The sequence below is a fragment of the Terrabacter sp. P2_E3 genome, assembly GCF_056403915.1.
Genome location: NZ_JBFUEN010000003.1, coordinates 441,183 through 464,466 on the forward strand (window position 1 = coordinate 441,183; position 23,284 = coordinate 464,466).

The 23,284-nt window shown below is 71.7% G+C and carries 26 protein-coding genes, 2 tRNA genes and 1 riboswitch; of the genes, 20 read left to right on the forward strand and 8 right to left on the reverse strand.

Translation table 11 applies throughout. The annotated features are described in order from the left end of the window. Positions 1–5 precede the first annotated feature (5 nt). From AC1DW8_RS05290 to AC1DW8_RS05345, 12 genes are all read left to right on the forward strand, one after another. Positions 6–812 carry a carbon-nitrogen family hydrolase gene (locus tag AC1DW8_RS05290; RefSeq protein WP_478092408.1) on the forward strand — a complete coding sequence of 269 codons (807 nt, stop codon included), beginning with the start codon at positions 6–8 and terminating at the stop codon, positions 810–812. After that, positions 809–976, forward strand: a complete 168-nt coding sequence (locus tag AC1DW8_RS05295) for a hypothetical protein (protein WP_478092592.1) — start codon at positions 809–811, stop codon at positions 974–976. The genes AC1DW8_RS05290 and AC1DW8_RS05295 overlap by 4 nt, the downstream gene beginning before the upstream one ends. A gap of 26 nt (positions 977–1,002) precedes the next feature. After that, positions 1,003–2,613, forward strand: coding sequence for a recombinase family protein (locus AC1DW8_RS05300; protein WP_478092410.1), 1,611 nt, complete (start codon positions 1,003–1,005; stop codon positions 2,611–2,613). A 523-nt stretch (positions 2,614–3,136) separates the two neighbouring features. Continuing rightward, a complete protein-coding gene (locus AC1DW8_RS05305; protein ID WP_478092412.1) occupies positions 3,137–3,325 on the forward strand; it encodes a hypothetical protein in 189 nt (62 codons plus the stop codon). Positions 3,326–3,819: 494 nt separating this feature from the next. After that, positions 3,820–4,743 carry a hypothetical protein gene (locus tag AC1DW8_RS05310; protein WP_478092414.1) on the forward strand — a complete coding sequence of 308 codons (924 nt, stop codon included), beginning with the start codon at positions 3,820–3,822 and terminating at the stop codon, positions 4,741–4,743. 87 nt (positions 4,744–4,830) lie between these two features. Further along, positions 4,831–5,037, forward strand: a complete 207-nt coding sequence (locus AC1DW8_RS05315; protein WP_478092416.1) for a hypothetical protein — start codon at positions 4,831–4,833, stop codon at positions 5,035–5,037. A gap of 322 nt (positions 5,038–5,359) precedes the next feature. Then, positions 5,360–5,536: a hypothetical protein gene (locus tag AC1DW8_RS05320; protein WP_478092418.1), complete on the forward strand. Its 177-nt coding sequence runs from the start codon at positions 5,360–5,362 to the stop codon at positions 5,534–5,536. A gap of 88 nt (positions 5,537–5,624) precedes the next feature. Beyond that, a complete protein-coding gene (locus AC1DW8_RS05325) occupies positions 5,625–5,954 on the forward strand; it encodes a hypothetical protein (RefSeq protein WP_478092420.1) in 330 nt (109 codons plus the stop codon). After that, positions 5,951–6,298 (forward strand): hypothetical protein, encoded by a 348-nt coding sequence (locus AC1DW8_RS05330; RefSeq protein ID WP_478092422.1) that lies wholly within the window; start codon positions 5,951–5,953, stop codon positions 6,296–6,298. Before AC1DW8_RS05325 ends, AC1DW8_RS05330 begins: the two co-directional genes overlap by 4 nt. 17 nt (positions 6,299–6,315) lie before the next feature. Further along, a complete protein-coding gene (locus AC1DW8_RS05335; protein ID WP_478092423.1) occupies positions 6,316–7,140 on the forward strand; it encodes a hypothetical protein in 825 nt (274 codons plus the stop codon). 376 nt (positions 7,141–7,516) lie between these two features. Further along, positions 7,517–7,912: a hypothetical protein gene (locus AC1DW8_RS05340; RefSeq protein WP_478092425.1), complete on the forward strand. Its 396-nt coding sequence runs from the start codon at positions 7,517–7,519 to the stop codon at positions 7,910–7,912. Further along, entirely contained in the window at positions 7,912–8,223 is a 312-nt protein-coding gene (locus AC1DW8_RS05345; RefSeq protein WP_478092426.1) for a hypothetical protein, read from the forward strand. The genes AC1DW8_RS05340 and AC1DW8_RS05345 overlap by 1 nt, the downstream gene beginning before the upstream one ends. A 599-nt stretch (positions 8,224–8,822) precedes the next feature. Here the strand turns inward: AC1DW8_RS05345 and AC1DW8_RS05350 are convergent. The 4 genes from AC1DW8_RS05350 to AC1DW8_RS05365 form a co-directional block, all read right to left on the reverse strand. Next, positions 8,823–9,194, reverse strand: a complete 372-nt coding sequence (locus AC1DW8_RS05350) for a hypothetical protein (RefSeq protein ID WP_478092428.1) — start codon at positions 9,192–9,194, stop codon at positions 8,823–8,825. 41 nt (positions 9,195–9,235) lie between these two features. After that, positions 9,236–9,478 carry a hypothetical protein gene (locus AC1DW8_RS05355; RefSeq protein WP_478092430.1) on the reverse strand — a complete coding sequence of 81 codons (243 nt, stop codon included), beginning with the start codon at positions 9,476–9,478 and terminating at the stop codon, positions 9,236–9,238. Positions 9,479–9,553: 75 nt separating this feature from the next. Continuing rightward, positions 9,554–10,024: a type II toxin-antitoxin system VapC family toxin gene (locus AC1DW8_RS05360; RefSeq protein ID WP_478092432.1), complete on the reverse strand. Its 471-nt coding sequence runs from the start codon at positions 10,022–10,024 to the stop codon at positions 9,554–9,556. Positions 10,025–10,085: 61 nt separating this feature from the next. Next, on the reverse strand, positions 10,086–10,901 hold the full coding sequence (locus AC1DW8_RS05365) for a hypothetical protein (protein ID WP_478092434.1): 816 nt from the start codon (positions 10,899–10,901) through the stop codon (positions 10,086–10,088). 153 nt (positions 10,902–11,054) lie between these two features. On the opposite strand from AC1DW8_RS05365, the gene AC1DW8_RS05370 reads away from it, so the two are divergent. From AC1DW8_RS05370 to AC1DW8_RS05390, 5 genes are all read left to right on the forward strand, one after another. Next, a complete protein-coding gene (locus tag AC1DW8_RS05370; protein ID WP_478092436.1) occupies positions 11,055–12,920 on the forward strand; it encodes an NHL domain-containing thioredoxin family protein in 1,866 nt (621 codons plus the stop codon). Positions 12,921–12,976: 56 nt separating this feature from the next. Continuing rightward, positions 12,977–13,855, forward strand: coding sequence for a hypothetical protein (locus AC1DW8_RS05375; protein ID WP_478092438.1), 879 nt, complete (start codon positions 12,977–12,979; stop codon positions 13,853–13,855). Between the two features lie 99 nt (positions 13,856–13,954). Then, positions 13,955–14,248, forward strand: a complete 294-nt coding sequence (locus tag AC1DW8_RS05380) for a DUF6458 family protein (RefSeq protein WP_056774322.1) — start codon at positions 13,955–13,957, stop codon at positions 14,246–14,248. 157 nt (positions 14,249–14,405) lie between these two features. Further along, on the forward strand, positions 14,406–15,773 hold the full coding sequence (locus tag AC1DW8_RS05385; RefSeq protein ID WP_478092440.1) for an acyltransferase family protein: 1,368 nt from the start codon (positions 14,406–14,408) through the stop codon (positions 15,771–15,773). A 105-nt stretch (positions 15,774–15,878) separates the two neighbouring features. After that, positions 15,879–16,886 carry an N-acetyltransferase family protein gene (locus AC1DW8_RS05390; protein ID WP_478092443.1) on the forward strand — a complete coding sequence of 336 codons (1,008 nt, stop codon included), beginning with the start codon at positions 15,879–15,881 and terminating at the stop codon, positions 16,884–16,886. Positions 16,887–17,069: 183 nt separating this feature from the next. On the opposite strand, the gene AC1DW8_RS05395 is transcribed toward AC1DW8_RS05390, so the two are convergent. After that, a complete protein-coding gene (locus tag AC1DW8_RS05395; protein ID WP_478092444.1) occupies positions 17,070–18,932 on the reverse strand; it encodes an acyl-CoA dehydrogenase in 1,863 nt (620 codons plus the stop codon). A 253-nt stretch (positions 18,933–19,185) separates the two neighbouring features. Between AC1DW8_RS05395 and AC1DW8_RS05400 the strand changes: the two genes are divergently transcribed. Continuing rightward, positions 19,186–19,401 carry a hypothetical protein gene (locus AC1DW8_RS05400; protein ID WP_478092446.1) on the forward strand — a complete coding sequence of 72 codons (216 nt, stop codon included), beginning with the start codon at positions 19,186–19,188 and terminating at the stop codon, positions 19,399–19,401. A 101-nt stretch (positions 19,402–19,502) separates the two neighbouring features. Here AC1DW8_RS05400 and AC1DW8_RS05405 read toward each other — a convergent pair. Together AC1DW8_RS05405 and AC1DW8_RS05410 are read right to left on the reverse strand one after the other, a co-directional pair. Beyond that, positions 19,503–19,576 (reverse strand) — tRNA-Gly (locus AC1DW8_RS05405). Between the two features lie 114 nt (positions 19,577–19,690). Then, positions 19,691–20,185 carry an FBP domain-containing protein gene (locus AC1DW8_RS05410; protein ID WP_478092448.1) on the reverse strand — a complete coding sequence of 165 codons (495 nt, stop codon included), beginning with the start codon at positions 20,183–20,185 and terminating at the stop codon, positions 19,691–19,693. Positions 20,186–20,606: 421 nt separating this feature from the next. After that, positions 20,607–20,749, forward strand: a riboswitch (cyclic di-AMP (ydaO/yuaA leader). A gap of 34 nt (positions 20,750–20,783) precedes the next feature. Between AC1DW8_RS05410 and AC1DW8_RS05415 the strand changes: the two genes are divergently transcribed. Beyond that, complete coding sequence (locus tag AC1DW8_RS05415) at positions 20,784–21,302, forward strand: C40 family peptidase (protein ID WP_235509578.1); 519 nt, start codon at positions 20,784–20,786, stop codon at positions 21,300–21,302. A gap of 127 nt (positions 21,303–21,429) precedes the next feature. Further along, positions 21,430–23,061: a DUF6345 domain-containing protein gene (locus tag AC1DW8_RS05420; RefSeq protein ID WP_478092450.1), complete on the forward strand. Its 1,632-nt coding sequence runs from the start codon at positions 21,430–21,432 to the stop codon at positions 23,059–23,061. Between the two features lie 62 nt (positions 23,062–23,123). Here AC1DW8_RS05420 and AC1DW8_RS05425 read toward each other — a convergent pair. Then, positions 23,124–23,197: transfer RNA gene (locus AC1DW8_RS05425), tRNA-Gly, on the reverse strand. Positions 23,198–23,284 lie beyond the last annotated feature (87 nt).

Here is a 23,284-nt window from a genome sequence, read left to right on the forward strand (position 1 = left end):
GGACCATGAAGGTTGCGCTCATCCAGCTGGCCTATGGCGACGACGAGTCGGTCGCCGACCGCACCGCCCGCGTCGTCGATCTCGTGCGGGCCCAGGCCGGTCACGACCTCGTCGTGCTCCCCGAGCTGTGGTCGGCCGGCGGCTTCGACTACACCGCGTGGGACGAGCGGGCCGAGGCCGTCGACGGGCCCGTCGCGCAGGCGCTCGCCGCTGCCGCCCGCGACGCCCGGGTCACGCTGCACGGCGGCTCGATCGTCGAACGGGCCGAGCCCCCCGAGCCCGGTGGCCGAGGGCTCTGGAACACCAGCCTCGTCTTCTCGCCCGACGGCGAGCTCGTCGCGACGTACCGCAAGATCCACCGTTTCGGCTTCGGCGAGGGCGAGCCGAGCCTCATGGACGCGGGGGAGGACCTCGTCGTCGTCGATGTGCCCGTCGCGGACGGCGGCACGGTGCCGGTCGGGCTCTCCACGTGTTACGACCTGCGCTTCCCCGAGCTCTACCGGCGCCTTCTCGAGCACGGCGCCGAGGTCTTCGTCATCCCGGCGGCCTGGCCGCGCAAGCGGGTCGCGCACTGGACCCTGCTCGGCCAGGCGCGTGCCGTCGAGGACCAGTGCGTCGTGCTCCAGTGCAACACCGCGGGCACGCACGCCCGCCACGAGATGGGTGGCCACTCGCAGGTCGTCGACGCGACCGGGAAGGTTCTGGCCGCCGCCGGCCTTGACGAGGAGGTGCTGAGCATCGACATCGACACCGCGGCGACGCCGGAGTGGCGCCGCACGTTCCCCGTGCTGACCGACCGGAGGCTCTCGTGACGCCCGGTGCCGGGGTCGAGACCGCCTCGCTGCGCTCCCGCGTCAAGGTCCGGGCCCCCGAGCTCGTCGGCCGTGGCTGGCTCAACACCGGCGGACGGTCGCTGTCGCTCGCCGATCTGCGCGGTCGGGTCGTCGTCCTCGACTTCTGGAAACTCCACTCCTAGGAGCAACTCGCCGTTACGGTGCCTGCATGACGACGCGCCACTCCACCCCCAACGCATCCGCGGCCATCTACGTCCGCCGCTCCCACAAGAACTCGAAGGACACCGCCCGCCTCGGGCGCTCGATGCGCGAGCAGGAGGCCGACTGCCGAACTCTCTCGGCGCGCGTCGGGCTGGAGGTCGTCCGCGTCTACGCGGAGCGCGAGGGCACGGGCGCGAGCCGCTTCGGCACGAAGGCCCGCCCCGTGTGGGAGGAGGCGCTCCGCGACCTCGACGGCGGCGAGGAGTTCCGCACGCTCATCGTCTGGAGCCTCGACCGCGCGACGCGCAAGGGCGCCGTGGCCGCGGGCGAGCTCGCCGAGCGGCACGCGGGCAAGGGGCGGCGAGTCCTCGGCGTGGACGGCACGGACACGGGCGACGAGCGCGCCCGCCTGTCGCTCATCGTCCGGGCCGAGGTCGCCCGGGAGGAGGCCGAGAAACTCTCGGAGCGCGTCTCCCGGGCCCGCCGCTTCGCCCGGGAGAACGGCCAGTGGCAGAGCGGGAAGCCGCCCCTAGGGCTTCGGCGCGCGGAGGACGGCACGCTGGAGCATGACCCGGAGACGTACGCCCTCGCCCGCCGCATCGCGGACGAGGCCCTCGCCGGTCGCTCGCCGTACCTCATCGCGAAGGGGCTCAACGTCGAGGGCATCCCGGCGACCCGCGGCGGCGAGTGGCGCTCCTCGTCCATCCGCGAACTCCTGAAGTCTCCGGGCTTCGCGGGCCTCCAGTCGCTCCGACGCAAGACGCCCTCGGGCGGATGGGCGAACGTCGCCGATGTCTACCTGAACGCCGACGGGCTCCCGGTCTCCGTCGGCGAGGGCGTCATCACGGAGACCGAGCGCGCTCTCGTCCTGGCCCTCCATGACGGGCGGCGGGGCGAGCACGGGCACGGGTCGCGCGGGCCAGTGGACGGCGGGCGCCCGACGCTCCTCCGTGGCCTCGTGAGGTGCGCGTCCTGCGAGCGGCTCGCCCGCGTGACCGGCAACCGCGCGGGCCACCGCTCCTACAACTGCGCCTCGGCGAACGCCGGGACGACGTGCCCGGGCTTCACGGCTCCCGAGGCTCGGACCGACGAGGCGGTAGTGGACGCCTTCCTCCGCCGCCTCGCCATCGACCCGGAGGACGAGGCCGAAGACCCGCATCGCGTCGAGCTCCTCGCCGAGGTGGCCCGTCGATGGGCGGCGCGTGTGGACCCAGAGGCGGTCACGGAGCGCAACCGCCTCGCCGAGGTGGTCGCGAAGTTCGACGCCGACCTCGCTCGCGTCCTCGACCTCATGGCGTCCGGCCTCATGACGAAGGACGAGGCGGCGCAGAGGCTCCCGGGGCTCCGCTCTCGTGTGGCCGAGGCCCGGGCCGCTCTCGCTTCGCTCCCGGACCCGCAGGGCGACATGACTCCGCTCCTCGACATGACGCAGAGCCGCGAGGCGTGGGACGCCCTGCCCCTGGACGAGCGCCGCTCGCTCCTGGCCCTCGCCATCGAGCGCGTGACGGTCAGCCGGGCCTCCGGTCGTGGCGTACGTTTCTACCCGGGCGAGCGCGTGCTCATCCACTGGGTCAACCCTCCCGGAGGCACGTCTCCCGCAGGCAAGAGCCGCGCCTAACCGGTCGCGCCTCCGAGGCCCTCGCCCTTCCTCCACGGGGCGAGGGCTTTCGCGTTCCCGGCGTGAGAGCTTCGTGTAAACGTCCCGCCCTGGAGTCGCCTGCGGGCGCCTCGACACGCCCGAGTGCGTTGCAGGGCTGACCTGCGGCGATGTCCGGCGCGTGAGCGTACGTCGTACTGGTGGCCCTCTTCAGAGGCAGGGAACACCTCCGGCGCGCGGCTCGCGCCCGCCCGCGTCCCTCGCGCCGGACCGCCTCGATACGCCCGAGTGCGTTGCAGGGCTGACCTGCGGCGATGTCTGCCGCGTGAGCGTCTGCCACTTTCCCGGCGGAGTCTTTATCCAGAGGGGCAAGTTGCGCCCCGCGCCCCGGCATCGTCGCCGCGCCGTGAGCACACGGGCCAGAACCGGCCCTGTACTCCTCCGAGAGCCTCGCTCTCCGTCGCGCCCCGGCATCGTCGCCGAGGGGGCCTCTCTTCGGTCTCGCACCGCCTACACACCTCGTCGCCGAGAGGAGGACCACCTCGTGACCTGTTCGCACTGCGGCGCCTCGCTCGCCGCTGTCCGTGCCGATGCTCGGTTCTGCTCGGGGCTCTGCCGCACGCGCGCGAGCAACGCCGAGCGGCACGCCGCCGTCGCCGCTGTCCGTGCCATCCGGCGCGCGCTGGAGCGCCCCGGCGTGACCGTCGAAGACCTCGCCGCCCTGCTCCCGTAGGGCGGCGCTTCGCGCGGTCTCGCACCGCCTATACGCCTCTCCGAGAGGCGAACTCGCCCCGTCCCTGCCTCGGTAGGGCCCGGGCCCTACCGAGGCAGGGAGAACGCCGCACACGCGCTCTCCGGGCCTGTTGCTCCTCCTCGGCGCTGAACGTCGCCGAGGAGGACCGAGCGCGCCGCCCTTGTCGGGTGACGGTGCGCTCACATGCTCGCCCGCCCTGCGCGGCTCCCTCGGTCTGGTCATGCGCCGAGGTCTGAGCCCCGGGGCGGGCGGGCGCCCTCACTCCCGGCGCCGACGGGCGCCGGACGACAAGCCTCCGCGGGCTCGACCCGCGGCGGGAACGGTGGTCGAAGCCTTGGCGGGCTCGCGGCGTCGCTGCCTCTCCGACGGGAGAGGCGGCGGCGTCGCCATCACGAGCCCGCGCATCGACCCTGAGCCCTACACACCCTGCGGCGACCGCCACGCCGCGACCACCTAACCGAACGGATTCCCTGATGACAGAAACAGACTGGGGCGCACGCCTCCAGCGCGTGCCGTTGCACGCACCCGGCGCCACACACGCCGGAGACCGCGCGACCTCCCGCAAGGTCTACGCCGACGCCCACGACGAGCACCCCCAGACGCTCGACCTCCCGGGCCCGCGCCGCCTCGCCGATCGATGGCTCGTGCCGACACTCGCCGACGGAGGCTCGCGCCTCTACAGAGCGCCCGGAGCGATGTTCCTCCGGTCCGGCGACGCCGCGCCCGTGCGCGTGGCTGCTACCGCCCTCGCGGGCGCTCTCCTCGCGCGCCTGCGGGCGCTTCCGGCGCCGACTCCGGGCGACTCCGAGACCTACGTCTCTCTGTGGACGCTGGGTGCCCGTGTGCGCGAGCCCGAGGCCCTCGGCTACCTCTGCGAAGTGGTCGACGCCGCTCGGGCTCGTGTGCGCCGCTGGGAGCCTCCGCGCGCCAAGCGCGAGCCCGTGCCCGCTGCCGAACTCCGGCGCCGCTCTAGGGCGAGCGTGAAGCATCGCGAGACCGAGACCGCCCGAGCGTGGCTCGGCGTCTGGGTCGCCGACGAGGACACGCCGCCCCCGGCGACCATCGCGACGACGAAGCTTCTATCCGCGTACGTCTCATCGCCGCTCGTGGCCGAGTGGCTGGAGGCCGCCGAGGAGGCGCCGGACGAGTGGCTCGAATGGGAGCACGAGGACTACGGCGGACCCGCCTGCCTGCCGCGTGTCGGCGGCTCGCGTGGCTTCTACGCCGTCGCGACGGATGTCCTCGGCGCCAAGCACCGCGCCCCGGGCGGACGCTCGTGGCGCTACTCGACCGAGGCCGCGCGTCGCGCCGCTCTGGGCCTCGACACCCTCGCCGACGCGCTCGCTCGACACGGCGCCGAGGCCGCCGCGGAGATGCCGCTCCGGCGCACCGCCTGACCGCCTGGACTCCGGCGCTGCCCCTCGGCGGGCGGCGTCGGGGCCCTTGGCGCCCTGACCTGAATCACCCTGAGAGAGGAACCGAACATGTCTGACCTGCCCGTGACCCTGAACCTCGGCGACGTGCCCGAGGAGATGCTCTCCGCCGTCCTCGACCGCGTGGCGTCGCTCATGTGGGCCGAGATTCGGCCCGTGATGCTCCAGCGCGAGGAGGCGGCGAAGGCTCGCACTCGCGCGGCGGAGGGCTCGCCGAACGTGACGAGCCTCCCGGCGCGTCGTCGGCGCTCTGCCTGACGCCGGGGCGGCGCCGGGGCGGGCCGCTCCTACGCCCTTGTGTACGGAACGCGACCGAAACCTCGTTTCTACATCCCTTCGTCATTTCCTCTTTAGACGACGACACCTATAGAGGAAATAGACGAGGCGTGTAGAACGCCGCTTTCGGTCGCGTTCCGTACACACGCCCCGCCGCTGCCCTGCCCGCCCGCCTCGCGCGGGCCTCGGCGCCATCCCGGCGCCCCTCCTGCTCCCGCGGCTGATCCCCGCGGGCTCCCCGGGCCCGTCGGCTCGTCGTCCGATCCGTGACGGCGGGCCCGGGTCTCTGTCGATCGGACATCGAATGGCTCCCGCCGCTCTGCCCCCTGCCCCTGCTCGCGTCGTCGTCGCTCTCGCGGCGCCCGTGGCCTCCTACGGCTCGACCTCCTCGGGCCTGCGCGTCGTGCGCCTCGTGGACGAGGCGGGCCGCTTCGTCGGCCTCGACCTCGTGCCCGCCCCGGCGCCTCCCGCGGTCGTGTAAACGACCGCCCCTCCTGCTCGACCGCCGCGGACGGCTTCCGCACCCGCTCCTGACCTCTGGAGAACTCATGTCCCTGTCCCGATTCACCATGACCACTCGCCGCGGCGCCGACGAGGCGCCGGCCGCCTCGCAGGTCGTTCACTTCCTCCCGGCTGACGTGCCGCGCGAGCCCGTGACCGTGACTGTCGTTCCCTTCGGCGGCGACCCGCGCTCGTTCCTCCTCGACCTGACGAAGACCGAGGGCGCCATCGTGAACCCGCACGAAGGGCTCGTGCTCTCACTCATCCGCGAGAACCGCGAGGGCCGCGTCGAATCGCTCACCTTCGCCACACTCGCCGACGCCCGCGCCGACGAGTACGAAGCGCGCCGAGCTGCTCGCCTCGCTCGGCGTGCTGCTCGCGCGAAGGCCGCGAAGTGAGCGCCCTCTCCGCGGACCACGGGAACGCCCTGCTCTCCCTCGTCGCCTCCGGTCACCTGACCCGCGAGGACATCGCCCCGTCCCTCTCCGGCGAGGTCGCGGGCGAGCGCGCCGGACGCATCTTCGCGGTCTCGCTCGCGGAGAACGGCGGCGCCGCGACTCTCATGGACCTGACCGAGGCGAGGGCACTCTGCGGGCTGCCTGCCTCGTCGTGGGCGATGACGAACACGCCCATCCGCCCGAAGAACGCCCACACCAAGCGCCTCCGTTCGCCGTCGGACAACCGTCGCAACGCCGCCCGTCACGAGGCTCGCCTCTCCCGTATCTCCGCCCTGACCGCCTGACCCCGAAGGAACTCACCATGACCGACATCGCCCCCGCCATCGACTACGACACCGCGACCGCCGAGGAGATGGCCGCGCACATCTTCAAGATCACCGAGACCGCTCGCAGGCGTGACGCCGCCTTCGCTGGCGAATCCGTCCGGCGCTCGCCGATCCCGGACACGCTCGCTCTCCCGTACGCGGGCGGCGTCGTGGACGTGCCCGCCCTGATGGCCGAGGGCCTCGTGCCCGCGGACGACGACCTCGCCGAGGTCGCGACGGAGTACGCCACGACCGCCGAGGCATACAGAGCTGCGGCGATGGACGCCGAACTCGCCGCCGACGCGCTGCTCGTCCTTCCCTCACTGGACGGTCGCCTCTCGGCGGAGCACGCGCGCCTCGGCTCGCTCTCCCGTGCCACGACCGAGCGCATCGCCTCCGAGCACCGCGAGGCACTCGCCGAGGCGGAGACCTACGCCGCGGCTGCCCGTGCCCGTGCCGCGACGTACGCGAAGCCGCTCCGCGATCTGTTCCTCGACCTCGTGCACCTCGCCGGAGAGCACGGCGCCGACATCGCCCGCACCGCCGCCGACGCCGAGGCTGCCCTCATGCCCGAGGTGGAGGCTGCCCGCGCTGCCCTCCGCTCTGCAGAGGCCCGCGTCGCCCGGGTGCGCTCGGTCCCGGCGTACTTCCGGGACGTGGCTGCCTCGACCGTGACGTACGGACTCCCGCCCGTGACGGGCCTGCCCGTGCTGGAGGTTCCCGAGTGGACGGAGGAGGCCCCCGCCCCTGCCCCTGCCCCTGCCCCTGCCCCTGCCCCTGCCCCTGCCAAGCGTTCGCCTCGCAAGAGCGCGAGCGACTGACGACGTGAGCGCTTGACGCTCTGACGACGGGGGCTCGCCTCTCTCGCCTTTCCCGGCGATGGGCGGGCCCTCGTCGCGTCGTCGCTCGTCGCTTCGCTCGCCCTGCTCGACGCTCGTCGCTCTCGTCGTCGTCGCGCTGAACGCTCGCCGCGCTCGCCGCTTCGACTCTCGCTCGTCGTCGCGCTCGCGACCGCGGCGCTCGGCTCGACCGCTCGACCCCTAGGGGGAGGGCCCCTTCCCCGGGGGCTCCCACTGGCGCGGTTCCTATAGCACCTCGCCGAGCGTGCTCGACCTCCAGAACTCTCCAAGGGGCCTCGCCCCGCCCCTCCGAGGGCCCGCCTGGGCCCCTCGTCCTGACCTCTCGAAAGGTGGCCTCATGGCTCACAACCTCACTCCTCCCGAGGGCCTCGGCGCCCCGGGGCTGCGCCTCTGGAACGGGATGCTAGATGACCTCGAAGAGATCGACGTGACGCCGGACGCTCGCGACCTCCGTTGGCTGGAGGACGCCGCCCGCCTCGCCGACCACATCGAACGCCTGGAGGCTGCTCTCCGCGAGGCGCCGCTCGTCGCTCGCGGCTCTCACGGCGGCACTGTCGTCCACCCGCTCATCCCGGAACTCCGCCAGACGCGAGCGCTCCTGGCCCTCACGCTCCGTCGCCTCGACCTCTCCGAGCCCGAGGAGGACGCGCCTGCCGTGCTCTCGACCCCCGAGGCCCGCTCGACCAAGGCCCGTCGCGCCGCCGCCGCGCGCTGGGCTGGGACGGGCCGCTGATGGGACGCCGCTCCTCTTCCCGGCGCCGCGTCGGCGTGCTCGTCCCGGGCGCGTACGCCGTCCTCCTCGCCAACGCCCGCAAGATGGCGGGCTTCTGTGTCTGCGACCTCCCGCCCCTCGACCCTGACGCCGAGAAGCGCTCCTGCCTCCCGCACGAGCGCCTCGCCGCTCTGGAGGCGGGCGAGCCCGTCATCACCTCGCCGCGCGCGTTCTCGTGGGCGCTGGCTGTCTCGCGGACACTGGACGACCTCGGCGCCGTCGTGTCTGTCCACCCTGACGACCTTGTGACCGTGCCGGATGACGACGACTGACGCCGAGCCTGTCGCGCCGGACGCTCCTCGTCGCGCACCTCGTCGGCCTCGACGCCGCGCCGCTCACGCTGTCCGCCGAGACGCTCCCTGCTGTCTCGGCTGCTGTCGCTCTCGGCGCCGGTCCGTCGCTCCCTCGCGGCGATGTCTCGCGGTCTGTCCTCGTGTCCCTGCCGCGCGACACCCGCCAATGGTTCGGGCGTCGAGGCGGGCTGACGCGGCACGAAGGCCCCACCTCATCGCGAGGCGGGGCCTTCCTGGGTTCTATGGGTTGCGACACCGCTAGCGACGGCCCATCGCTTGGTCGATCTGCGCAGCGGACGGCAACGCCTTCACGAGTACCTCCAGTCGGTGGATCTGGGTGTGGAACCCGTTGTGGTGCTCAACGTCTCTTGTGCTACCGCCAATGACGGCGCCGCACGCGGGACACACCCGCGTCTGCGCGTCCTGTTCCTCGTCTGCCATGTCGTGCCTCCCTGTTCTCCGCGACGTCGTGCCGCGGTCGCCTTGATGGTACGGAGCGGTTACGACGGCAATTGGGGCTCGACACGCCGAAACGGACAGGCCCGCCTGCTCGCGAGCTGGGCCTTTCCGCGTTCTGCCTACGACCGTCCTCGGAACCAGCCCCGGCTCGGCTTCGCCTTCGCCTGAACACCGGTCGCGTGCACGACCATCTCGGCCATGTCCACCTCCAGACACTGCGCGCTCACGCGATCCTGCTCGGTCCACAGCGCGCGGTCTTCGGGCAACGTCGCCATCCAGTCGGTAAGCAAGGTTGAGGCGACGGCCTTCAGGGTGAGCGCCTCGCCCGTGTCGAGTTTCACGAAGACCGCGAAGTCATTGTCGGCGGGGACGTGGACCTTGGCCCCGGCTTGGACCTGACGCAGTGCTGACCGGGTGAGCGAGTCGGTGCGCGGGTCGCCCCGCGTCGTCTCGGCGAAGTTGCAGAGCACCTCCCACGTGATGCGCGTCATCGGCACCTCGTACCGCATCGGTCTCCCCTGTCTTGCGCGAACTACCGCGCGTTGCTTGCCAACTCGTCGGAAGTCGGCCACCACTCCGGAGGCTCGAATCCAAGCGGGTAGACGACATCACGCACAGACCACTCGTGCATGACTGCGTAGAGCGTGTTTCGGTCCCGGACGACGCGCACTGTGCGGTTCGGTTCGGGAGCCTCACGCGGCGACGTGTGGTTGCACTGCACCGCCTCGGCGTCGTCGCCGTTGTTCGCTACTGCCATCACAACCTTGGAGTCCATGCGCTCACCATCGCCGACCGTGGTCGCGACCGCTACTCGGCACGCCCAAGGGGTGGCAGTCGCGATGCTCCGGGACTACCCGGCCTCTTCAACGTGGTCGAGGAGGTTCGCGGGCCAGACCGGCGCCGGACGCATCACGGTCACACCTTCGATCGTGTGCCCGAGCGGGAAGCCCTCGTCGTGTGTGAAGAGGTAGTCGCAGCCGAGGCGAATCGCCGCAGCGAGGTGCGTCGCGTCGGCGCCGCCGAAAGTCCGCTTGCGGTTCGCCCGCTTGTCGGAGTGCTCTGCTGAGAGCTTCGCCGCCTCGCGCGCTAGGAAGCGGTCCACATCCGTCCAGAGCGTCGCCGGGGCCGTGAACCAGCCGCGCAGGAGTTTCCGTACATCCTCGTCACCCTGTCGGGCCTGCCCGTTGCAGCAGACTTCGGCCTCGATGAGGGCCGACGCGGCCAGCCTCGCGCGGTCCGCGCTGATGGCGCGAAACACCTCCGCGGCCACCTCCCAGCGCGGCTCGCCTGAATCCTTGTCTGGCTCCTTGTTCTTCACCACAACGTCGAGGTAGACGCACGAGTCGAGATAGATGAGGGGCGCCTCGACGCGCCCGGCACGCCTAGGCACCACGCACGCCCCGCAGGTACTCGTCCACAGACTGACCGCCGAGCCACCGCGGCGCAGCGCCGATGAGCCGCTCGATGCGCGGCCTTCCGGCGTTGTCCTCGGGCATGCGCTCGATGCGATTCACTTCGATGCGGAGCACCTGGCCCCTCTGGTTCCGTTTCACTCGTCCCCCGATCACGACGCGGTGGCGCCAGAGCATGCGCAGTTCCTCCGCGAATCCCTCTGGCGCGTAGCCCTCTACGGCTTGGTGGTCTGTCTCGCTAAAGATCGTCACCTTCACGTCGCTCCGGCGATGCGCGACCGCCACGGCGTCGAGGACACCCGTGACCGTCCCATAGGACGTCTCGTGCGGACGGACTGCCTCCTTGGCATGTGCCACCACGTCGTCACCGAGTTCCACGAGCCTGCCGCGCTGGCCGTTGTAGGTCGCAACGCTCACCCGCTCGACGCCGCTGTCTGGACGAGCGATCCGCAACACGCGCTCGACGGTGCTCGGCATGAAGAGTCGCGGCACCTCGGCGACCTCCGCCAAGTGCTCTGCACCGGAGACGAACGCTGACACCGGGACGAGCATGTCCTCCGTGGGGCGGGAGCGCGGCGACGGGCGGGCTTCTAGGCGCACCACAAGGTCTTCGTCGTCGTGAGAGAGGTCCGCTAGCACCCATGTCGCGCGCGTCCCACGGCGCAGGTACACCTTGTCGATCTCACGAAGCGAGAGCACGATCTCGTCGAGGGTCTTGGTGAACTGAGACACCTCGGCGCGCTGGCGTCCCTCGCGCAACCGAACTTCGAGCCCCGTCGTCCCCATGCGGAACACAGTAGACGCGAGCGCCAACGATGGGGCGAATACGGACACGGCCCTTGCCACTGACTAACGTCCACGGTGGGGGGCGATATCTCGCCGGTGCCCACCGGACGGGCGCGGCAACTAGCTTCAAGGCACCTGACGTAGCGTTGTTGTGTGACTGCTTCACCCCGCGCCCGCGTCCGTGTCCGCGCCCCGGAACTCACGGGGCGCGGCTGGCTCAACACCGGCGGCAAGTCCTACTCCATCGCGGACTTCCGAGGTCGTCTTTTGGTATTGGATTTCTGGACCTTCTGCTGCGTCAACTGCCTCCACGTGCTCGACGAGCTGCGGCCAGTCGAGGCGCAGTTCCCCGACGCGCTGACCATCATCGGCGTCCACTCGCCGAAGTTCGAGCACGAGGCCGACGCCGACGCGCTGGCCGCCGCCGTCGAGCGGTATGCCGTCCACCACCCCGTGCTCGACGACCCCGAGCTCGTGACGTGGAAGGCGTATGCCGCCCGCGCCTGGCCCACGCTCGTCGTGCTGGATCCGGAGGGCTACGTCGTCGCGTCGATGTCGGGGGAGGGCCACGGCCCGGGTCTCGCCTCCCTCGTCACGGAGCTCGTCGAGGAGCACCGGGCCAAGGGCACCCTCCAGCCGGGCGACGACCCCTACGTCCCGCCGCCGGCCCCCGACACCGCCCTTCGCTTCCCCGGCAAGGCGGTCGCCCTGCCGGACGGGTCGTTCGTCGTCAGTGACACGGCCGACCACGAGGTCGTGCACCTCGAGGACGACCTCGAGACCGAGCGGGCCCGGTGGGGTGGCGACGGTCTGCTCAACGAGCCGCAAGGCGTCGTCCTCGCGACCCCCGACGTGGCCGAGCGGCTCGGCATCGACCTGCTCGTCGCCGACTCGGTCAACCACCAGGTCAAGGGAATCCGCTTCTCCGACGGCTCGGTCCACGTCGTGGCCGGCACCGGGTCGCAGCTCCGCGAGCGCACCGGGGGCGGTCCCGCCCTCGAGCAGCCGCTGTCGACGCCGTGGGACCTCGCGTGGCTCGGCGACCGGCTCCTCGTCGCGATGGCCGGCACGCACCAGCTGTGGGCGTGGACGCCGGGCAACACCTTCGAGGACGGCCGCGTCGAGGTCGTCGGTGGCACGTCCAACGAGGGGCTCGTGGACGGACCGGCACCTGAGGCGTGGTTCGCCCAGCCGTCCGGCCTCGCCGCCTCCGCCTCCGGCGACCGGGTCTGGGTCGCCGACTCCGAGACCTCCGCCCTGCGGTCGGTGACGACCGGTGCGGACGGCGGCCTCGTCGTCGAGACCCACGTCGGCACCGGCCTGTTCGACTTCGGTCACCGTGACGGCGACGCCGCCGACGCGCTGCTCCAGCACCCGCTCGGCGTGACCGAGCTGCCCGACGGCTCGGTCGCCGTCAGCGACACCTACAACGGTGCCGTCCGACGCTTCGACCCCGTGACGGGCCAGGTGTCGACCTTGGCCCAGGGACTGGCCGAGCCGAGCGACGCCGTCGTCGAGCACGACCCCGAGACCGGCGAGGTGCGCCTCGTCGTCGTCGAGTCCGCTGCCCACCGCCTCACCCGCGTGAGCCTGCCCGAGGCCGCCCAGCGCGTCGACGGCCCCGCCCACCGCACCCAGCGGCCGCCGACTCCGCTGCCCGCCGGTGAGGTCGCCCTCGAGGTGACCTTCGTGCCGCCGACCGGGCAGAAGCTCGACCTGCGCTGGGGCGACCCGACACGCCTCGACGTGTCCGCGACGCCCGACGCGCTCCTCGTCTCCGGGGCCGGGCGGGCCGAGGGCCTGACCCGGACGCTCGTCCTCCGTGACGGCATCGGGTCGGGCACGCTGCACATCTCCGTGCAGGCTGCCGCCTGCGACGGCGACCCCGAGACGGGGGAGGTGCCCGAGCACGCCGCGTGCCACCTCTTCCAGCAGGACTGGGGGATCCCGGTCACCCTCGACCCGACCGCCGATGCCACACTGACTCTCGACCTTCGCGGGGTCCAGGCCGCAAGCTAGCCGGTTCGACCCCCCAGCAGGTCGTGACGAGACCAGCGGACGACAAGGCGGCACACGTGGCACGACAGGCATCTGGTGGCAGCGGACGCTCCGTCCTCTCGGCGGTGTGCGGGCTGCTGGCCATCGTCCTGCTGCCCGTGTCGCTCGTCGGCTTCTGGGCGTCGGTCATGCTGACGCGCACCGATGTCTTCGTGGAGGAGCTGCGGCCGGTCGTCACGAAACCGCTGGTCCAGGAGGCCCTCACCGACGGCGTCGTCGAGGGCGTCCTCGGTGCGGTCCAGCTCCAGCCGGCGATCGAGAAGGCGCTCGAGGCGCCGATCCGGACCCAGGCTGCCGCCCTCGTCGCGAGCCCCCAGGTCACGACGGCCTGGGCCACCGGCGTCTGGGCGCTGCACACCCAGTTCATCGCCGTCATGGAGGGCCGGGCCGACACGAAGCTCGACGACCAGGGGCGCGTCTCGGTGCGCCTGACGATCCCGGTCCCGGCCCTGACGTCGACGCTCGAGCAGGCCGGGGTCCCCGACGCCGGGTCGATCGCGCCGGTCGTGACGATCCCCCTCGTCAAGGCCACCGACCTGCAGAAAGCCCAGGCGGCATACCGCATCGCCGACGCGTGGGGCCCGTGGGGACCGCTCGTCGTGGGCGCCCTGGCGCTGCTGTCGATCGCGCTCGCGCGGCGCTGGCGCACGGCGACCACGCTCGTCGCCATTGGCTGGATCGTCACGGCCCTCGCGCTCGCCCTCGCCGTCATGGTCTCGCGCGAGCCGCTCATGCGCCGCGTCGACCCGGAGGTGGCGCGCACCATCGCCGACGCCGCCTACGGTCTCGCGGCGCGCAACCTCTACTACGAGATCGCGATCGCCGTGGGTGTCGGGGTCGTCATGCTCGTCGTCTCGGCCGTCTCTCTCGCGTTCGGGCGGCGGCGCTCCGGCTGACCGCGGGCCCGTCGATGCCGGGATCGTGACGGTTTGCCGACCGGCGGGTATGTGGCACGCAGGTACGCGTCCAGGGCGTACCCCAGCCAAGGAGACCTCATGGGTATCGGACTCGGGATCTTCCTGCTCGTCGTCGGCGCGATCTTCAGCTTCACGAACATCGACTCCAGCGTCCTCAACCTGAGCAGCAGCACGGGCAACACGATCGGGATCATCCTCATGGTGGCCGGCGCGCTCGCGATCATCCTCGCGCTCGTCCTCAACGCCCAGCGCGCGCGCACCCAGCACACGGTCGTCACGGAGCGCCGGGGCGCTCCCGACGTCGTCGAGCGCCGGGTCGACGGCGACGAGGTCGTCGAGCGTCGCGTCGAGCACCGCGACGGCACCATCTAGAACCGTCGGAGGGCCACGAACCCGGCCCTCGACCGTCGAAAGGCCACGAACCGGAACTCCGGTTCGKGGCCTTTCGACGGTGGGTGAGTGGGGGACGGGGGGCTGAGCCACGGACGGTGGCCTGAGCAGGAGAACTCACCTGCGCGGGGCGCTGTCCGTGCCCGACGCGTCGCCCCGCACGGCCTCCGAGATCGACGCCGCGACCCCCGCCGACCGGGACCGCTGGGTCGACACCCTCCGTGTCGGGTCTCTCCTCGTCGTGGTCCTCGGGCACTGGCTCATGGTCTCGATCACGCCCGACGGGCAGATCACGAACGCGCTCGCGGTCGTGCCGGCCCTCCAGCCACTGACCTGGCTGCTCCAGGTCATGCCGCTCTTCTTCCTCGTCGGGGGCGTCGCCCACGCCCACACGCTCGAGTCGCTCGAGCGCCGGCGACCCGAGCCCCGCGGACGGTATGCCGCGTTCTTCCGGGCGCGGGCGACGCGCCTGCTGCGCCCCACCCTGGCCTTCCTCGCCGTCTGGGTAGCGCTCGGCGTCGTCGCCGACCTATCGGGCCTGACGTCGCGTCCCGGTGACGCGGGGAGGCTCGCACGCGACGCCCTCGTCATGGTGCCGCAGCTGCTGTGGTTCGTCGGGATCTACCTGGGGGCCTGTGCCTTCGCCCCGCTGATGCGTGACCTCCACCGGCGCTGGGGCCTCGTCGTCGTCGCGGTGCTCGTCCTGCTGGCGTGCGTCGTCGACGTCGTGCGTTTCGGGGGCGGCCCCGAGCTCATCGGCAACCTCAACTTCGCCCTCGTCTGGCTGGCCCTGCACCAGCTCGGGTTCGCTTGGCGTGACGGCCTGCTCACGACCGCACGCGGCTGGGCGATGGCCCTCCTCGGTTTCGGCGCGATGGGTCTCGCCGTCGCGTTCGGGCCCTACCCGACGTCGATGGTGGGCCTGCCCGGAGAGGCCGTCTCCAACATGGCGCCGCCCACGGCGGCCCTGCTCGCCCAGGGCATCGGCATCTGCGGCCTCGCCGTCGTCCTGCGGCCGGTCATGGCGCGCGTGCTCGCCCGGCCCCGTGTCTGGCGCTCGGTCGTCCTGGCCGGACCCTTCGCGATGACCGCCTTCCTCTGGCACCTCACGGCGCTCATGACGGTGCTCCTGGCGCTGCGCGCAGTCGGCGTCGTCCAGCCGTCCGTCGCGTCGTGGCAGTGGTGGCTGACCCGGCCGCTCCTCTTCGCCGTGCTCGCGGTCGTGACCGGTCTGCTCGTGGCCGTCTTCGTCCGCTTCGACCGCGGGCCTCGCCCGGCGGCTGACGCCGCGCCGGAACCGCGGGGCTGGGTCGACCCCGTGGCCGCCGTGTCGGCGGGCGTGCTCTTCTTCGGCATCCTCATCGTCTCGATCGTCGGCGTCGACGTGCTCGGCAACCGGCCGGTCTTCTTCCTCGTCGGCGACGTCACGCCGGTCGTCGGCTTCGCCGTCCTCGCGGCCGGCCTGCTCCTGCTAGGCGCGACCCGCCCCCGCGCACCCCGCACCTGACGCGCGCTCCGCCTGTCGAGTGAGCGCCCCGTCCCTGTCGAGTGAGCGCCCCGTCCCAGGGAAACTCGATGGCAGCGCCCACGCGCGGACCCCTACCGTCGTGCCATGGAGACGAGGCTCATCGACGTGCACGACGACGCCGTCTGCGCCCGCGCGTACGACGTCATCATCGCCAGCAAGGGCCACGAGCGCCCGTGGAACGAGCCGCCGTCCCTCGCGGAGACGCTCGTCGAGTGGCGTCACGTCGACGAGGCCGAACGCATGGAGATGTGGGCGGCCCACGACGGTGACGAGCTCGTCGGCGTCGCGACGCTCTGGCTGCCGCTGTCGGACAACACGACGATGACGTGGACCGACGTCCAGGTCGACCCGGCCCACCGCAGGCGCGGCGCCGGCACCGCCCTCGTCGAGCGCCTCCTCGAGCGGGCCCGTGAGGAGGGTCGCGTCACGATGGTCGTCGACTTCCTCGTGCCCCCGGAGTCGGAGGGACACGGCTACCGCCGCTTCGCCGAGCGGCACGGCTTCCACCTCAGCAACACCGAGATCATGCGCCACCTCCAGCTGCCCGTCGCCGAGGAGCTCCTCGCCCGGCACGCCGAGCACGCCCGACCGCGCTGGGATGGCGTCTACCGCCTCGAGACCCATGTCGGCGGCGTGCCCGAGCACCTGCAGGAGTCGCTCTGCGCCGTCATGAACCAGCTCGCCGTCGACGCGCCGACGGGCGACATCGAGTTCGAGGAGGAGTCCCTCACGCCGGCGCGCTACCGGGAGTACCTCGACGTCGCGAGTGCCCAAGGGCGCGTACGCCTGACGACCGTCGCGGTCCACGAGGACAGTGGCGACGTCGTGGCCTACACCGACTTCATGCTGCCCTCGGGTGCCCCTGGGATCGCTTGGCAGTGGGGGACGCTCGTGCACCGCGACCACCGGGGACGTCGGCTCGGCATGGCCCTCAAGGTCGAGAACCTCCGGCGCCTGCAGGTGGACCACCCCGAGCGGCAGCGGGTCGTCACCGGCAACGACGACACGAACTCGTGGATGGTCTCGATCAACGAGGACCTCGGCTTCCGCATCGTCGAGCTGTGCCCGGCCTACCAGCGGTCGCTCGCCTGACCTCGCTCGGCCCCCTCGGTCGTCGCGACCGAGTCGGCTGGCGTTCCACTCACGGCCGCGCCACCGCGCGCCCGCCACGGCACCCCGTGACCGGGGCGGACGGCATACGCACGCCGTCGTGAGACGACGAGGCGCCCGCTCCCCGGGTGGGGAGGGGCGCCTCGAGGTGAGGGGTGGTGCGCGTCAGAACGCGGACTCGGGGACGTCCATGAGGTCGTTGTCGGTGGCCTCGGCGATGGCGCGCTCGGCGGCGAGCTTCGGCAGGACGTTCTTGGCGTAGAAGGACGCTGCGGCGACCTTGCCGCGGTAGAAGTCGGCGTCCTTGCCCGTGGCGCCGCCGTCGATAGCCTTCTGGGCGACCTCGGCCTGGCGGAGCAGCAGCCAGCCGACGACGAGGTCACCGGCCGCGAGGAGCAGGCGGGTCGTGTTCTGGCCGACCTTGTAGAGGTTGGCCGTGTCGCCGCCCATCCGCGGGTCGCTCTTCATGGCGTCGCCGATCATGTGGCCGACGATGCCCTGGACGTCCTCGAGGGCCCGGCCGAGCAGCTCGCGCTCGGTGTCGAGCGAGCCGCCGAGGTCCTTGGCGACCTCCTGGATCTGTCCGGCGACGTGCTGCAGGGCCTGGCCCTTGTCGCGGACGATCTTGCGGAAGAAGAAGTCGAGCCCCTGGATGGCGGTCGTGCCCTCGTAGAGCGTGTCGATCTTCGCGTCGCGGACGTACTGCTCGATCGGGTAGTCCTGCAGGAAGCCCGAGCCGCCGTAGGTCTGGAGCGACTCGGTGCCGAGCAGCACCCAGGCGCGCTCGGAGCCGAGGCCCTTGACGAGGGGCAGCATGAGGTCGCTGATCCGGTTGGCGACCTCGGCCGCCGAGCCCTTCTCGAGCGGCACGGCCGGGTTGCCGGCCTGCGCCTGGTTGACCGCGTCCTGCTGGCTCGCGGTGTAGATGACGAGGGCTCGCAGGCCCTCGGCATACGCCTTCTGGAGCATGAGCGAACGGCGGACGTCGGGGTGGTGCGTGATGGTGACGCGCGGCGCCGCCTTGTCGGTCATCTGCGTCAGGTCGGCGCCCTGGACGCGCTCCTTGGCGTACTCGAGGGCGTTGAGGTAGCCGGTCGAGAGTGTGGCGATCGCCTTGGTGCCGACGAACATCCGGGCGTTCTCGATGACCTTGAACATCTGGGCGATGCCGTCGTGCACGTCGCCGAGCAGGGTGCCGACGGCCGGCTCGTGCTCGCCGAAGGTGACCTCGCACGTGGTGCTGACCTTGAGGCCCATCTTGTGCTCGACGTTGGTGACGTGGGCGCCGTTGCGCTCGCCGAGCTCGCCGGTCTCGAGGTCGACCTGGAACTTCGGCACGATGAAGAGGGAGAGGCCCTTGGTGCCGGGGCCTGCGCCCTCGGGGCGGGCCAGGACGAAGTGGACGACGTTGTCGACCATGTCGGACTCGGCCGAGGTGATGAAGCGCTTGACGCCGGTGATGTGCCACGTGCCGTCGGGCTGCTGGACGGCCTTGGTGCGGCCCGCGCCGACGTCGGAGCCGGCGTCGGGCTCGGTGAGCACCATGGTCGTGTGCCAGGCCTGGTCGACGATGTGCTTGGCGAGCTTCTTCTGGTCGTCGGTGCCGAGGTGCCAGAGGAGGTTGGCGAAGGAGTAGCTCGCCGTGAACATGTGGATCGCGGGGTTGGCGCCGCAGACCATCTCGGCGACCGACCAGCGCAGGGAGGCCGGCACGACCATGCCGCCGAGCTCGGCGGGGACGTCGAGGTTGCCCCAGTCGCCGTCGACGTAGGCCTTGAACGACTTCCTGAACGACTCGGGCATCGTCACCGACTGGCCGACCGGGTCGTAGACGGGCGGGTTGCGGTCGCTGTCGAGCAGGCTGTCGGCCAGCTCGTGCTCGGCGAGGCGTGAGACCTCGCGGAGGATGTCCTTGGCGGCGTCGACGTCGACGTCGGCGTAGATGCCGGTGCCGAGGACGTCCTGACGGTTGAAGACCTCGAAGAGGTTGAACTCGAGGTCACGCACATTGCTCTTGTAGTGGCCCATCCGGGGACCCTCCACGTTCTGTCGCTCGTCGTGCGTCCGCGCTGTCGTCGGCGGGCGCGCCAAGTTACTGGCCGGTCACTTCCATGATGCTACTGACCGGTAACGATCGCAAGGGGGAGAGGTCACGGTTGCGCCACGAGCGGCCTCCGAGGGCGTATGCCGCCCGGCCGGGCTGTGCGCCACGCACCCGTAGCCGGGACGGCCCGGTCGCAAACGGGGTGCGTCACGCGTCGGGAGCCGCTGGGATGGGGACATGGACGCCCGCCACCGCCTCGCCCTGGACCCCTTCGACTGGCAGCGCACCGCCTCGGGCCAGATCCGCGTGAGCCGTGGTGGCCGGCTCGTCGCCGTCGTCGCCGGCGCAGCCGCACGCCGGCTCGACCGGGTGCTCGACGGCGACGACGAGGACGCGGTCCAGCACGCTCTGGCCCGGGCGACCGGCAACTACCGGCGCGGCAACGAGCGCTGACGGTGGGGAGCGCCGGCCACCCGGCCCGCGAGCCCCGACCGGACGGCATACGTGCTCGGACGGCAGAAGGGCCCGGTCACGGAGACCGGGCCCTTCCCATCTGGAGCAGGCGGCACGAATTGCACGTACGTCTTCCTTCTGGAAGAAGGCTGTTCTGCTACTGAACTACGCCTGCGAGGCGTCGCCAACCGTAGCAACAGTCGGGCCGCGACGTCCAAACGGCGCGCTCGGGCGCGCCGCCGGACCGCCCGCTCGGGTCCGGGCCGACGCGCTGGAGGTCAGCCGACGGTCACGAGCCGTCGCGCAGGCGGCGGGCGAAGGCCGACGACCGCGCCCGCAGCTCCTCGACACGTCGCTCGACGAGGGCGAGCGGGTCCAGGCCGCCCTCCATGCCGTTCGGCGGCCGCCGGACGTGCGTCGAGCAGCTGAAGTCGGCGTGCACGAGGGTGCCGAGGCTGTTGCCCTCGCGGCCGGATGCCCCGGCCCGCCGGGCCACGAAGAGGCCCACCTCGCTCGTCGCAAAGGCGTCCTCGCACCAGGCGCACATCGCGCTCGCCTTGCGCGTGCGCTCTGCGGTCCGGAGGAGGAAGCCGACGGGTTCGTCGTCGACCGGGACGACGGCGTAGGCCCGTTGCGGGTTGCTGCGGTCGACCCAGCCGAGGTAGTCGAGCGTCTCCCAGCGCCGTCCGAGGTCGAGGTCGGCGGGAAGGGTGGCCTGCTTGGCCTCACGCCGGGAGGCGTTGACGAAGGAGGCGCGAATCTCGTTGTCCGTCAATGGTTTCACGGTCTGTTCCTGTCAGTCGGGCAGGACCGGGTGACCCGGTCAGCCGGGGTGGGGGAGGTGGGGCGGGACCCTGACCGCTGAGCAGGCCATGACGGCCACCCACCTCTCCGCGGGCCTCCCCGCTGACGACTGACGTGCCCCGACGGAGCAGCGTCCATGGTGTGTCACGACGTCCGCGGTGGTCCACCGGTTTACCGGAGCGCAGCAGCGCCGGACTGCGTATGCCGTGGGCTACCGAGGACGTCCATCACGCCGCGGCGGCCGACGGAATGTCCGCTCCCACCGCATTTGACTTGTCAACTATTGCCACAATCTGTTCGTGTAGGACCCTTTTCGTGACCTGTCTGTCACCGTCGATGGATGCTCATCGCCCGGGGTCTCCCCCGAGCGGCCCACCGCACGCCGAGTCCTGTCCACCGGTGGGGCAGCAACGCAATAACGGACAGGAGTGGGGGACCCACTTTCGGGCCGGCCAGCCGGTCCTTGGGGTGAAGCCGCATCTGCGGCCGGGCATCTTCCGCCCGAACCCGACAGCTCACCTCACAGGCGTGGGAAGGAATCCACCATGCCCGCTTCTACCCTTGCACGCCGAATTCCCTTGCAGTCCCTGGCTATCACGCCACTTCTCGCAGCCGCCCTCCTCGTCGGGACGGGTAGCGCGCCGACATCGTCGGTGACGCCCCAGGCGGCCTCTCGAGCGGGAACCGCTCCGGTCACCATCAAGGCCAAACCGGTCGCCTACGTCTCGGCCGCCACGCGTGCTGCGCGCGGCAGGACCGCCGTCAGGATCGCCGCCGCACAGCAGGGCGATCCCTACCGCTACGGGGCCGCGGGCCCGTCGGCGTTCGACTGCTCCGGCCTTGTCTACTACACCTACCGCACCCGTCTCGGCGTCGGCGTCCCGCGCACCGCCAACGCACAGAGACTCGCCAGCGTCCGCATCAGCAAGGCGAACGTCCAGCAGGGCGACCTCATCTTCTTCATGTCCGGGGGCCGCGCCTACCACGTCGGCATCTACGCCGGCTACGGCAAGGTCTGGCACGCACCCAGACCCGGCCAGCGCGTCCAACTCTCGAGGATCTGGACGACGAGCTGGGTCGCAGGCCGCATGCCCTGACGCCCGTCACACCGTCCCGTGACCGGTGTCGGGCGCGTCCGCCACCGGCCACGGGACGGCGTATCAGTGACTGTCCGGTGGGCCTCTGTCCCCTGCGTCGTCCGACGCCCGGACCAGGGAGATCTCCATGACCACGTCACTGCCCGTCTTCGAGCTGGGCCGACCGCGGCTCGACCTCGAACGCGTCGCCGCCCTCGCCGCCGACCTGCTGGAGCTGCGGGGAGAGGTGACCGAGGACGGGGACCGTCTCTCCGTCTCCGACGAGAACCTCGTGCTCGAGGTCTTCACCGCCTCCGGCGAGCTCTTCGCGGCGGACCGGTCGCAGCTGCACAACCCATCCCTGCGACCCGTGCTGCCCACGCCTGACGAGGCCTACGCGCTGGCGAGGGGTCTCATGGAGCGCCACGACCTCGCCCCTCGGACCGGTGACCTCGTCGAGCTCGTCGAGCTAGGCCCCGGCGGTACCCACGTCGCGGCACGGGCACGTCGCCGCGCACGTGCGGACCGGCGCACCCGGCAGCTGGACGTGCAGGCACGCTTCACCCTCGGCATCCGCAACCCCGGGGTGGACTCGGAGCCGAAGGTCCTCCCGGTCATCGGCGGTGGCGGGAAGCTCTCCTTCACCTTCGGTGACGGGGGGCGGCTCATCGGCGCCAACGGCGGCTTCCGCCCGGTCGGCGATCCGACGTTCGTCGACGCGCTCGACGTCGACGAGGCGTTCGAGAGGCTCGGCTCGGGCGACACGCTCGACCGCGAGGGCGCCTACCTCGCGTACTACCTCGCGCCGGGTGACGTCGGTCAGGCGGTGCTCACGCCGGTGTGGGTCTTCACGAGCGCGTTCGACGTCGACCACGCCGGTGGCAGGGGCCGATCGACCGTGCACGGCCGCCACACCTTCGTGGCGGCCACCGACCGCGGACCCGTCTTTGCGCAGGTGGAGGAGCAGTCGGAGCGGGGGGACAGGCCCCCGGCAGCCCGGAGACCCTTCGACCGCAACGGGGCCCGAGCCGACCGTGCAGTCAACCCGAGCGAGGCGGGCACCAGCTGGGTCAGGCAGATCGACCAGAGCACGCCCCTGGGTGGCAGCCCTGCCAACGCCCAGGGCTTCGTCGACGGCCTGTCGGCCGACGGGTGGCAGACGAACTTCAACTGGGGCGACCTCAACGCCTGGGAGTCGGACTGGCACTCCGACGACGACACGTGGGTCGACGCCGCCGACTTCGTCTTCTACACCGGCCACGCCAACCAGAACGGCTGGGTGCTGTGCGTGCCCGGCAAGAAGCAGTCGGTGCTCCTGACCCCGAGCTCCGTCGGTGCGGCGCCGGCATCACCCGGCGACCTCTACGGCCAGAACGACCTCGAGTGGTTCGCCGTGGCCGCCTGCGGGCCGCTCCAGGACGACGTCATCTCGGCCGGTGGCGGCGACGTGCTGAGCCGCTGGGACGGCGCCTTCGACGGCCTGCACACGATGCTCGGCTACGGCGCGATCACCTTCGACAACACCGATGAGGGACGCAAGCTGGCCCGCTACACCCGCGACGGAATGAGCGTCATCGATGCCTGGTTCCGGACCGCCAAGGAGGTCCAGCCAGCCACGAACGGAGAGGCCGCGCCCGACGGCCCGGACGTGTGGGTGGGTGCCATGTGGGTCACCAAGGCGGGCGTCGACCCCTCTGGCGACCACATCTGGGGCCACGGCTCGGTCGCCGCCGACCCGACGGCACCCACGCAGCTCGTCTGCATGTGGACGACCTGCTAGGCGGACGTCGCGAGACGCGCGAAGGCCCCGAACGGCATACCGGTCGGGGCCCTCGCGTCGCGTGGAGCGAGCGACGGGAATCGAACCCGCGTATCCAGCTTGGGAAGCTGGCGCTCTACCATTGAGCTACGCTCGCACGGCCGCCCGGAGGTGCCCCGCGAAAGGGTCCGCAAGGCGGCACGCGGCGTCAGTGTAGCCGACACCGCGCCAGTGCCAGGAACGC